This is a genomic window from Paraferrimonas sedimenticola (assembly GCF_002282855.1).
In the GTDB taxonomy this organism is placed as follows: domain Bacteria; phylum Pseudomonadota; class Gammaproteobacteria; order Enterobacterales; family Shewanellaceae; genus Paraferrimonas; species Paraferrimonas sedimenticola.
The window spans coordinates 1-11,871 of record NZ_NRIR01000010.1 but is presented as its reverse complement, the minus strand read 5'-3'; the positions used below and the strand labels follow the sequence as shown (position 1 = coordinate 11,871).

Below are 11,871 nucleotides of genomic sequence, written 5' to 3'. Positions count from 1 at the left end.
GTTTATGTTTGTAGCCCACCAGTTCTCAGCCAACACCCACGCCCGCCATTGCCGCTAAAGAACGTCATCCCCGTGAAGACGGGGACGGGAATCCATCAAACTGCGAACGGCACAAAACAGCCAATACCCGCGCTCGTCATTGCCGCGAAAGCGGTAATCTAGCTAACCACGAACAGCAGTAAACGGCCAACTCCAGCGCCCGTCATTACCGCGAAGGCGGTAATCTAGCCAACCGCGAACAGCAACAAACGGCCCAGACTGTGTGAAAACTCCTCATTCCAAATCGTCATATCTAGCTGATATATATGATCAAATAGTCTAACCAATAGACTCAAACCGTTAGTCGCTGGAAACCATATTTGGTATCTTAAGTATTGTGATAAGTACGGTAAGGTATTGATATGTCGGGCTATATCAAAGGAAAGAGTCGAACGCAGTCAACCTTGTTTCCTGAAGTGCTCGATGACTTCATTTCAGAAGAAAATACCGTTCGTGTTCTGGATGTTTTCGTTGATGAGTTGGACTTGGACGCACTTGACTTCCAAAGAGCGCAGCCTAATTGAACTGTACGCCCCGGTTACTCTCCCTCGACCATGCTCAAACTATACCTCTACGGCTATCTCAATCGTATTCAATCCAGTCGCCGCCTCGAGCGCGAGGCGCAACGCAATGTCGAGCTGATGTGGCTCACCGGTAGATTGGCTCCTGATTTCAAAACCATCGCCGATTTTCGCAAGAACAACGGCAAGGGTATCAAGAATGCCTGCCGTACTTTCATTTCCATCTGCCGTGATCTCAACATGTTCAAAGACGCGGTTATTGCGATTGACGGTAGTAAATTCAAAGCGGTCAACAACAAGTCTAAGAACTTCACTTCGGCCAAGCTAAAATCGCATATCACCCGAGTGGAGAAACACATTCAGCAATATCTGGATGCTCTTGATAACGCCGACAATGAGGACGAAGAGCCTCGCGAAACCATTCAACAAAGAATCGCTCACCTGAAAGGTAAGCTCAAAGAGTACAAAGCCCTTCAAAAGCAAGTTGAGGCTATCCCTGATAAGCAGCTATCCCAAACAGACCCCGATGCCCGGCTAATGAAGCTCCGTAGTTTTGGCGGTCAGGTGTGCTACAACGTACAAAGCGCTGTCGACGCGAAGCATCATTTAATCGTGGCGCACGAAGTTACAAACGTACCAGATAGAAACCAGCTCTATAACGTCGGATGTGCGGCTCAAGAAGCGCTCGCGAACACAAACATTACCGTGTTAGCTGACAAGGGCTATTATAGCGGCGTAGAAATCAAATCCGCCAAAGACGCTGGAATGCTGACCTATGTTCCCAAGACGGATACTTCTGGGAGTAATGCCAAGAAGATTTTCAATCGAACTCAGTTTAAATACGACGCGGCCAAAGACGTCTACCATCGCCCTGGTGACCAAGAGCTTAAATACCGAGGGAGTGAGACTGAAAAGGGTAAATTGATTAAGCGATATTATGCTGACGTCTATGCCTGTCGTGGTTGCAGCCTAAAGAGTCAATGCACAACAAGCCCTTATCCCAGAAGGCTTGGGCGCTGGGAGCATGAACAAGTGCTTGTATCGGTGCAACGACGGTTAAATCAATGGCCCGAAGCCATGCTCATCAGAAAGCAAACCGTAGAGCATCCGTTTGGCACCATCAAAATGTGGATGGGCGCGACTCACTTCCTCACTAGGGGTTTCAACAACGTCAAAACTGAAATGAATCTTAGCGTGCTGGCTTACAACCTGCGCCGGATGATCAGTCTCCTTGGAGTGAAACCTCTGATAGAGGCGATGAGGGCTGTGTAGCCCTTTTATTGTCTAAAACCGCCCAAAACAGAGCGCTATAAGACCCAAAATAGCCTGCCTGAAACTGTATTCACTACTTTTGACCGTTGTTGCTAATTGCGAAAGGCACTGGCCAGCTAGAGTCATAGACGCAAACTGGGCGACATCAGGCCGTTAAAAATCAGTTATCACACAGTCTGGGCCAAAAGCTGCCATTCAAAATTTGATAAATCTGAATAGCAGCTCTTTCATGGATTGCTAAGATTAATCTTCGTTACTAAAGCAAGTCACTTCGTACGATGATAGGTCTGGTCGATCTGGTGTCATATACAAACACCCCTTGTTTAGGTCCATCACGTAGCTGTTAGTGGTTAGGAAGTCTACTTCGTTGGATGAACGCATATTAATCGGCTGAGTGCGTAGAATCGTCTTCATCGAATCGACATTGCGCTCGTGTTTAGGAACTATACTCATCAACAAACTGGCGGCGTCATAACGAGCAATGGTGAATAACGTCGCTTGTGCTGCAGCGTTGTAATCATTGCCATATACCGACAGCAACTTATCTCGGTTTTTCAAGTTGTGATTAGTGTGAACGACGTAGCCATTGGTCGCAGGTATCACCCTTGTGTCTTCGGTCTTAATGAAGTTGTAAGCGATGGCGCTGCCTTTGTTATCGCCAATCGTGTAGTTCATCGGTGATTCGCTTTTCAACGAATCTAGCATTTGGACAGCTTCGCCAACGCTGCGAGCTCTTTTTGTTACGCTCGCAATCACAATCGGATGTGGCAGTCCATCGGCACCACTGGCCGCGTTATCCAGTGCAATAGTATTGATAATTAGACCAATATACTTACCCATGGAGCGAAAAGCGCCAAAGTAGCTTCCTTCAAAAATAAGATCATCAGATTTCACAAGGCGCTGAGCACCCAGAAAATCGGAAGAGAAATCCATGTTTCCGCCAACGATTCCATTGGTCCATGCTGCTGTGGTGCAACCCCCTCGTGATTGAGTTGATTGAATGGCTTCATTTCGAAGGGCTTCGTCACCGCCCCACAAAGCCTGAGCTAAACCTTGAGCGCCCTCAGTCCAGGCCGCATCCATATATAAACTGACCCAAAAGTCCTCAATGGCAATACCCAGCCCTTCTGCCATCGAAGCAACGTAGCCATACATATCAGCATCAAATTCCTTTAGTACAGGCAATTGCTTAGAAGCTCGCTTCTTGAAATCCGAAAAGTCGGGAACCGCATTTTCGATGGTTTGAATCTCATGTTTTACAGCTTCTAGAATTGAGGCCTTACCTTTGATTTCCAACATCGCCGCTGCATACTCAGCGGTAAACGCACTACCCGGAATAATATCTTTTTGCAGTTCATTGATAACGACTGAACGGGACTTCCCAAACATAGAGCTGCTAGGGTCTATTTGAGGGTGATGATCGGCTGCAATGGCTAGCAGGGGAAGCATGCTAACTAGACCGGCAATAATTGTCTTCTTCATGGAACACCTCGATTTAGGGGTTGATTGAATCTACAGGTGTTATTTTATTGTCGATTAATGAATCATTGTTACCTAGTTACTATGCGAATTTCGGATACCATGGCTGCTCGTTACTGTGCAACAACGAATGCGTCGTACTTTGTTGAAATTACAATAAATTACATCTAGCAAGATAATCCAGTAACCATCGTGTGACTGGTTTGCCTTGATTTGCGGAAGGATACAGCGCGTGGAGCGTGTAGCGTAGTCGTTTATCAATCTCAGTATTGAGTGGTATCAGTTCTTTGGGAACTTTGATATTGCTGGGAATGAAGGCGAAACCAACACCAGCGCAGGCTAACTCTAATGCTTGAGCCATGGTTTGAACATAAACAGCGTTTGAACTGAAGTCTAACTCAGGTCGGTGACTTTGCGACTGAGGCTGAACAAAACTGATTGTTCTATATTGCTCGAGAATGTTAAGAGAAATTGATTGCTCGCGAGCCAATGGATGGTCACTTTTACAATACAATCTTCCATACATATCCCCCACCAATCTCGAATTCAAGCCAGGCATTAACGAGTGGTCGTAGATAGTGAATGCAAAGTCAAGCTTGTCAGCGACGAGCATTCGCTCCATCTCTATTGGCGAGGGCTCATACAAGTCAAACTCAGTTGTGGGAAAGGTTTCGATCAATTGGGCTAAGAGCCTTCGACTTGGCCCTTTAGTAAGAAAACTTGGGAAGCCCACTCGAAACTTGGCCTCGACATCTTGGCTAATTCCTAAGCAAAAGTCTTGATATTCTTGCAGAGCCGCCAGCGCCATACGGCTTTTATTCATAATTGTTTTGCCCTTGTCCGTTAGCTCCAAACGCTTAGAGGAAAAATCTCGAACAAACAATTGCATCCCCATCTCGTCTTCGAGCCTGTCAATCATGCGGCTTATGGTTGATTGAGAACGGTGTAATTTCTTTGCTGCCTTGTTCATCGAACCCGTATCGGCAACGGCAATAAAAGCTCTAAGTAGCGCAGGGTCAAACATTAACTTGCCTCTAAGGAGAAATAATCGAAGAAAACCAACTATAAGCTACCACCTGATGGTCACTAAATCCGCCATAAAAAAGCCTCCAAACGCTGGAGGCTTAAAACACTACGAATTACTCTTGGTACAACCCTGGAGAGAACCCTGTCTCTGCACAGGTATCGCTTGGTAGAATGACTATGCGTCGTCCATCGGTGTAATACTCTTGCTCACAAGCTTGTTGAGTAGCGTCAAACTTTAAGCGATTGTCTTCGCCAAGAAGTGCTTCGTCACCTTGTTCATTTTGAATTTTTCCTTGATACAGAAATATCGCTATTCCAGCGCCATTGATTAGCGAAACACTGTCTAGTTGCGAAAGTGATTGCTGACGATTAGCTGACTTTACATATTCAGAACGCTCTCCACAATTGGTGAAAAAGCTGACTCGTTCACCTGACTTCTCAAACCGATAGTGATGATCCCATAGTTGACCATTGTAACTATCAGCTCGTTTACACGCGCTGCGTTGAGTGTATTCGGTACGATTATTTACTGACTGGCGAACCAAAGAACGATATTCAACCTCTCGATCGTCTTCGTAGTAGTCGTCCCAAACCAGCACTTCGCCTTGCTGAGAAATGGTGGCTACATCATCATCACCAAGCGCCGAGTAGAATCCTGCAGTAGTAAATTTACTCTCTCCCGGTTGAGTCGGAGGCTTTGTTGGAATGCGGCCGCCACGATTATCTGGGACACACATACCGTCCTCACGTTCATAGCCTGGACGGCAGCCATCTTCGCCGCCTCGTTTAAGATTGTTACCTTCGCCTCCACATGCCGTGAGTAACAAGGGAGCTAATACTAACAAAATCGCTTTAGTCGAATGATTCATATGGGATCCTCTCAAAGTAGGCGCTTATTTATGCCAGTTTCAATAAAGTTTGAGCGGAATTCCCTGCCTGCTCGCTGATTAGTTGAGAGGATATTAATTGGTAGCATTCCATAATACACTTTACATTCCATTGGAATTACCAATAGGTGGTTAGCTTCCCGAAGTGCTTTCGCTCAGGAACGCAACCAAAGGAGACAGAAATATTGCTGCGTTAAAGGCCTATCTACCTGATCATATTTATCGCTAGTTCTAGAGTCTCGATACTCAACCTATTCGTAGAACCAATAGAAACTAACTGTAATAAACAAAATTCCCACAATATATTGCCCCACTTCCTGAGGCCGATATGGATTTCTGCGCTCAATTTAGAAACCAGAAGCCCTAAGGGCGACTAACTTGAGGAAAATCTACATGAAAAATGCAGCGAAGCTCGCGTTGTTATCCTTTGTCCCGCTGATGCTAATGGCCTGTAGCGGCGGAGCGCACGTCGGTGGTGGTGAGGATGGCTGTCGTCCTGGCTACGAGCGTGAAGGTGGTATTTGCGTGCCAGACGATCCCGTTTCGGATAGCCCGGTAGCCAGACGTGCTGAAAAGTCGATTAATACTAAGGGGATTTACCTTTCCTCTAACAACGACACCATAGCTACCATATCCAAGCACGGAGAGGTGCTAATTTGGGATGATTACGCTGAATCTGACGAAAAAGTCAGCTATCGTTCTTACGTGCGCAATCAAATTCTGCCGGGAACTCAATACCGGAATAATAATGCGTGTGCTCAAACGGAAAGTGGTTACGTCCAGCTTAGTGATCATAACTATAGCTTTGAGCAAATAGGCTCAGGATTATTATTTAGCACTGACTGCGGCGAAAACGGCGAATTCGCTAAAAATTTAAACGCAGAACAAGTCAACTCTTTGGAGGATGATTCGGTGTTAGTAAGCCTTGCAGGCAATACCATCTACCGAATGAAAAACATCATTCAAAACGATGAAGGAGTTCTGGCAACATTGGGTGAAGACAATCTTTTGCAGTTTGACAGCGAAGTAACGAATTGCGAGCAGGAGTTCTACAGCGACAACGAACACCTTGTCATTTTGCCAAGTGATACCTGCCAATCAACAGGGTTTGTTCCAGGCGTTTATCAAGAGTAATAGTTAAGTAGGACGTGCTTCGGCGGATACATATGCAGTAGTAACCGCCGAATCACTTTAATTGAATGCAGCCTGCCCTAGAGAAAACAGGTCTGACAATTTATTGATAATATAAGACTCAACTTCTGTTATCGGGTGGCTTTTGGGCCATATACAATCGTATTGAGCGGCAAAGTCAGTACCAGCGAATTCCGCCTTAAATTCTATGGTTCCCTCAGGTATCGCAGTTCCAATAATGTCAGAAGAAAATCCCCAACCAATATTCGCTCGAATCGCTTCCAATACCATTTCGTGTGTTTGACATTCCCAGACGTCCGATGACATTCGAGACAACTCTTTTAGTGGATTAATCTCACTCCATTTGTGCATCACTTGAGTCGCGTGGAGCAAATCATCGTTAGACACGGTTCGCTTAGAGGCAAAAGGATGCTGGTCCGAGCAAAGCAGGCGTATCTGTGCGAAGCCAAGCGCTTTAAACTCATATGCTTGACTGGTCCCTTCCAGGGTCATAGTCACTGCCAGACTTAGCTCACCCTTTTCAACCAACTTCAGTAAGCGGGCGTTATTCGCTCTTATAAGGTGCAGTTTCAAGTGAGGATACTTTCGCCGAACACAGCGAAGAAAATTATTGAAAGCTCCGGCCGGAAGGGCTTCGTCAAATCCCAGATTTAAGGTTACCGGGATATTAGAGGAGAGATTTAGCGCATTTCGATTGAATCGCTCACTAGATTCTACAACTAACTTTGCGCTGTCGTACAGCGCCAGCCCAGCTTCTGACAATTGTGGGTACTTTCCTACCCGGTCAAACAAAATCACCGCCAGTTCGTCTTCAAGGCGGGCGATATTGCCACTTATGGTCGCCTGATGTTTTCCCAAAAGCCTGCCTGCCGCGCTAAATGATCCCGTATCTGCCGCTGCAATAAAGCTTCTTAGCAATTCCGTGCTGCTCATATCTGACCTATGCGTTCTACCTATGGAAACCAAGTATGGAATATCCAGTGCTTTGTCGATAATAGCAGTCCAATACTCAAATGCTAGATCAATCCTCGCCGGAGAAACTATGAAAAGACATCTAAAACAGACGGTTATCGCTATAGCTTTTAGCGGAGTCGCATCCGCTATGTTTGCCAATGCCGCTAGCATCGAGCCGGTTGACGGTTTGAACGTCAATCAACCGTTTTACCAACCAGAAGCTTTTGTCATTCAAAAGCAAGCCCCGGTTGTCGATCTCACGGGCATACCAGTAGAACTGCATGGTCAACGCATCATGTCCCAGGCCGGAAAGGAGGTCGAGTTGTTTCTGGCTAATGCACGCCGCAAGTTTGAGGTGATAGGTCTAGATCCCATTGAAATGTCGATTGAGTTAACCGAGGTCTTTAAAAACAGTAAAAAACTTAATCCCGAATTTATAGGCACCTTAGAATCCCTGGCACAGGAGTTAGGGATTGATGCTCGTGAACTATTTGCTCTCTCGCAGACCGATTACGCTGTCGTTAAGCTCATGGAAAAAGGGAAAAAAACTGAGGTTAAGCCTGGAGGCTGTACCTCTATGGCGTTTAACTCCAGTGGTGTCGTCGGGCAAACAAATGACCTAGCGAGCTTAGATTATGGCTCTGGCATTATTCTCAAGAAAGACCAAAGCATCACCACTATGACAGGATTTGGCCCGGCGGGACAAAGCCTTGGAAAACGCGTCGGTGTCGTTATTAATTTCTTGGGCGCCGACACTCAAGGGATGGATGTCTCCGATAGCATGGCAACCGGTATGGGCGCCCTTGTCGATGCACTGGCAAAAACCCGCAGCGTAGAAGAGGCCGTTGAGCTGCTAACGACCAACCGAACCATTGTGGGAATGAACTTTACTATTGCGGATATTGACGGCAACGCCGCGTCTGTTGAAGTCGGTCGTGATGGGTTGCTGGTTACTATCGGAGAAAAAGGTGTCGCACACGCAAACCATAGTCTTCGCGAAGGGAGCGAAGAATCATTTAGAGCGAATCTGGGGGGAAATTTTAAAGAGCAAACCATCGCTAGCTCGTATTCCTTTTGGCGTCAGGAAGCTGCAGAAACCTTCTTGAAGCACACGCCAGAAATTGATGTAGACGCGATGAAGTACATCTTTAATCAAAAACCCATAGCTCAGTCAGCTGCGTACGGGAGTGATTTCATTACCGTAAACACTGTTGTTCTGGACACCCAATCGGGCTGTATGAACTATGCGCCTGGCATCGGTGATTGGACCGGATATCAACAAGTGTGTTTTAACTCGCAACATTAATACGTTTATCGTCCATTTGTAGGTCGTTTCAAAGCGTCGCTGCTATCACTCAAACACCTCGGCACTGGGTGTTTAAGAGATACAGAGGCGCTTTTTTTGTATCCAGAAACTAGCTCCAGCCCAACAATTCAAAGTTGCCACTTCGACCTTTCGATGTATGGGTCTTACCTATGGAAAGTAAATTCTTTCATACCCATCTTCGCGAGATAATGGAGTTGTCTTAATTAAATCGGTGCCAAATTATGAGAAACTCAACTTTTTTCAAACCCATCTTGATGGGGTTGATGCTCATTCAGATGTTATCCGCTTGTAGTGGCGGAGGCTCTAATGGAGAGCATCAAAAGTCTGGTTCTGAGCCAGCAGAAATCCAAGTCATTGCGACGCCTTCAAACTTAGTTTCAGAAAACGAAGTCGCCAAAGGCGCAGTGGTTCAACTCAAAGCGATTGCCACCCTGCAAAGTGGAGCCAAACAGGATGTAACCAGCCTAGCCTCATGGAGCAGTAATGCCCAAGACACTTTGACGTTTAACACTAAGGAGTGCGCCAGCTGCGCGAGCGCTTTGAAGATGGGTCAAGCTAAGGTGACGGCAAGCTTTAAAGGACTCAAAGGCGAACTGAATCTGGAAGTCGTTGCGGCAAAGCCTGTCTCAATAGCCATTACTCCAGAGCGACTGAATAACGGATTGCCCGTTGGAGAGCAAATCTTAGCAGAGGCTTTGGTTCAACTATCCGACGGAGTCATTGCAAAAGCACCAGAAACAATCCAGTGGTCCTCTAGCGACAACGCTGTGGCAACCGTTGAAAGTGAGGGAAGCAATAAAGCAAAGATTACCGCTGTTGGGATCGGAACCGCCTCAATTAAAGCAAGCTTAGGAGAGACTAATTCCAACGAGCTCACGCTGACCGTCTTTGCAAGCTCTTCTGCTCCTGAACTGATCATTGAGCCCAACGTACCTGACACACTCCCATTGGGTCGTATTCAAAACTTTAGCGCCAAGCTTAAGTATGCCGAAGGTAATCTGATTGATATTACTCAACGAGTAATTTGGAAAACAAACGATGAGCAAGTCGCCAAATTTCCGGCAGACTTTCAGGCAGGACAATTGCTAGCTAGCCCGTCGAATAAGGGACAAGTTACCGTGTCGGTCAAAGATCCATTAAACAACCTTGAGAATCAGGTGAATGTCCGTATCGCTGATATCAAAATGACTGACCTCAGTATCGAACCACAGAGTGAACTGGCAAAAGCCCTACCCTCAGGCACGAAATTGCAGCTATCTGCGATTGCAAGCTTTGCCGATAATATTTCGCGAGATGTAACGAAAACGGTTCAATGGAGTATTGCTGACAACGATTACTTAAGTGTGGACAACCACTTCGAGAAGAAAGGTAAATTAAGTGTCAACCGAGCTCGCCTTAGCGACGAAACAAAAACTGCTGTCGTGGTGGAAGATTCGATTTCGAGCAACTCGACTCGTGTAGTAGTTGATGCCAAATTTGCTGAAGTTCAACGCATTGATTTGTCACGCTCGACAATCGTTCTTCCGGTAGGAATGAAGGAGCAACTACAAGCGACGGCAGTGTTTAAAGACGGCTCTACTATGCCCATCACCGAAAACGTGTTTTGGTCATCGAGCAATGGGCAAATTGCAAGCGTAGGTAGCACAGCACCAAATAGTGGATTAGTCCACGCCCTTAAAGAAGGGGTTACGACCGTACAAGCCAATTTCGCTTTTGAAGGGAAAACCTATCAATCGCCAGCGGCTACGATCACGGTTTCGCCTGCTTCACTACAGACAATAACCATCAAACCTGAAGCAAAGATCGAACTTGAGTTAGGAAGCAGTAAACGCCTTATTGCCGAAGGTTTTTACTCTGACGGTACAACCAAAGACATTACTACTAGTGTGAATTGGAGCAGCAGCAAGGCTAAGGCGATTTCAGTGGTTAGCTCTGGTAACCATGCCGGTACAATCACCGCTCATGAGGTTGCAGATTCGGTATTGATCAACGTTTATGAACCCTCGACTAGTGTGTTTGCTTCTAAACCTGTGACCTCGAAACTTCGCTCAAAAGTAGCCCTAGAGATCAACTCAAGTCAGGGATTCACCAAGCCTGTTGGTATACCCGAACTTTTAAGTGCAGACCTGCACTTAGTTGACGGTAAAGTCGAGCCGGTGTCAGAGCATGTTGTTTGGAGTTCTAGCGATACCAGTATTGCTGTGGTTTCCAACGAGCCAGGAAAGAAAGGCCAAGTCGTCGGTTTGCAAGAAGGGGTTGTTCAGATCAGCGTTAGTGGATTTGATACGGTCAGTGCGCCAGTGAGCTTTTCTGTAACGGCTGCAACCTTACAGCGTATTGAAGTTTCACCAAAAGTAACAGGCATCAGCGTTGGTGAAACTCTACAGTTTCAAGCGATGGGAAGTTATTCCGACGGAGACCGACAAGATATTACCAACCAGGTGACTTGGAATGTGGATAAACAGGCTCTTGCTTCGATTTCCAACGCTACCGGGACAAAAGGAAATCTGGAGGCCAAGTCCAGCGGTTTGGTCAATGTGTCAGCAACCCTAGGCTCGGTTAACTCCGACATTGCTGAAGTAGTTATCAATAACCCTTCTGGAGACGAAGCGCTTGGGCAAGTTAGTTTAAGTGTGAGTATGGGCGGCAATATTTTGGACAAAGCTTCAGGATTCCTAGCCGAATCCGATACAGAAAGCACGCTAACCTTGCCAATAGGTCAAGCAATGGAATTAATAGCTAATCCGCTGGATGGATATCAGTTTACCGGTTGGGTCGGATGCCTGAACACTAATGGTCCTGTGTGTAACCTCATCGTTGATGCACAAAGCCAACGAGTATCCGCTCAGTTCAAAAAGCTGTAACAACAGACACAGTTTGTTAGAGCTAGACTCAAGCTCAATATATTAGATGTAACGACTTGAAGAGCACCAATAGCGGTGCTCTTTTTTATCTTGCGATTTTCGCAAATCTTTCAAAAATAGTATTTTTATGTTTTGTAGGAACATACAGTTATTTGTTTATCGATCACTTGTTCCGATTCTGAGCTATCCCAGTTACATTTCAAAGAGACCGGTATTCCCTACAGTTTTTGAGTTTAACGGTTCTGGATTGCATAGCTACACATACAAACTTTGAACGGCAGCTAAGGGCCAAATCCAACTAGTCTCCCCGAGAGCTGCAATATCTCTATAGGCCAACGCTGCTAACTCAT

The 11,871-nt window shown here is 46.1% G+C and carries 7 protein-coding genes and 1 pseudogene; 4 read left to right on the top strand and 4 right to left on the bottom strand.

The genetic code is table 11. The annotated features are described in order from the left end of the window. Positions 1–401: 401 nt before the first annotated feature. Positions 402–1,832: pseudogene (locus CLC93_RS15500) on the top strand (IS1182 family transposase). A 243-nt stretch (positions 1,833–2,075) separates the two neighbouring features. On the opposite strand, the gene CLC93_RS15495 reads toward CLC93_RS15500, so the two are convergent. The 3 genes from CLC93_RS15495 to CLC93_RS15485 form a co-directional block, all read right to left on the bottom strand. Next, positions 2,076–3,314, bottom strand: a complete 1,239-nt coding sequence (locus tag CLC93_RS15495; RefSeq protein ID WP_095506897.1) for a C45 family autoproteolytic acyltransferase/hydrolase — start codon at positions 3,312–3,314, stop codon at positions 2,076–2,078. Positions 3,315–3,462: 148 nt separating this feature from the next. Then, positions 3,463–4,335 (bottom strand): LysR family transcriptional regulator, encoded by an 873-nt coding sequence (locus CLC93_RS15490; protein WP_095506896.1) that lies wholly within the window; start codon positions 4,333–4,335, stop codon positions 3,463–3,465. Positions 4,336–4,450: 115 nt separating this feature from the next. Further along, positions 4,451–5,206, bottom strand: a complete 756-nt coding sequence (locus CLC93_RS15485; RefSeq protein ID WP_095506895.1) for a hypothetical protein — start codon at positions 5,204–5,206, stop codon at positions 4,451–4,453. A gap of 411 nt (positions 5,207–5,617) precedes the next feature. Here CLC93_RS15485 and CLC93_RS15480 point away from each other — a divergent pair, with 411 nt between their 5' ends. Further along, positions 5,618–6,358: a hypothetical protein gene (locus CLC93_RS15480; protein WP_095506894.1), complete on the top strand. Its 741-nt coding sequence runs from the start codon at positions 5,618–5,620 to the stop codon at positions 6,356–6,358. 57 nt (positions 6,359–6,415) lie between these two features. Here CLC93_RS15480 and CLC93_RS15475 read toward each other — a convergent pair whose 3' ends face one another. Next, positions 6,416–7,309, bottom strand: a complete 894-nt coding sequence (locus CLC93_RS15475) for a LysR family transcriptional regulator (RefSeq protein WP_169903068.1) — start codon at positions 7,307–7,309, stop codon at positions 6,416–6,418. A 109-nt stretch (positions 7,310–7,418) separates the two neighbouring features. Here CLC93_RS15475 and CLC93_RS15470 point away from each other — a divergent pair, with 109 nt between their 5' ends. Then, positions 7,419–8,636, top strand: coding sequence for a C45 family autoproteolytic acyltransferase/hydrolase (locus tag CLC93_RS15470; protein WP_169903066.1), 1,218 nt, complete (start codon positions 7,419–7,421; stop codon positions 8,634–8,636). 242 nt (positions 8,637–8,878) lie between these two features. After that, positions 8,879–11,521 (top strand): Ig-like domain-containing protein, encoded by a 2,643-nt coding sequence (locus CLC93_RS15465; protein WP_095506892.1) that lies wholly within the window; start codon positions 8,879–8,881, stop codon positions 11,519–11,521. Positions 11,522–11,871: the final 350 nt, after the last annotated feature.

Bases quoted from the DNA above. Each gene is read 5' to 3' on its own strand.
- CLC93_RS15495 (WP_095506897.1), bottom strand. From the start codon at position 3,314: ATGAAGAAGACAATTATTGCCGGTCTAGTTAGCATGCTTCCCCTGCTA.
- CLC93_RS15490 (WP_095506896.1), bottom strand. From the start codon at position 4,335: ATGTTTGACCCTGCGCTACTTAGAGCTTTTATTGCCGTTGCCGATACG.
- CLC93_RS15485 (WP_095506895.1), bottom strand. From the start codon at position 5,206: ATGAATCATTCGACTAAAGCGATTTTGTTAGTATTAGCTCCCTTGTTA.
- CLC93_RS15480 (WP_095506894.1), top strand. From the start codon at position 5,618: ATGAAAAATGCAGCGAAGCTCGCGTTGTTATCCTTTGTCCCGCTGATG.
- CLC93_RS15475 (WP_169903068.1), bottom strand. From the start codon at position 7,309: ATGAGCAGCACGGAATTGCTAAGAAGCTTTATTGCAGCGGCAGATACG.
- CLC93_RS15470 (WP_169903066.1), top strand. From the start codon at position 7,419: ATGAAAAGACATCTAAAACAGACGGTTATCGCTATAGCTTTTAGCGGA.
- CLC93_RS15465 (WP_095506892.1), top strand. From the start codon at position 8,879: ATGAGAAACTCAACTTTTTTCAAACCCATCTTGATGGGGTTGATGCTC.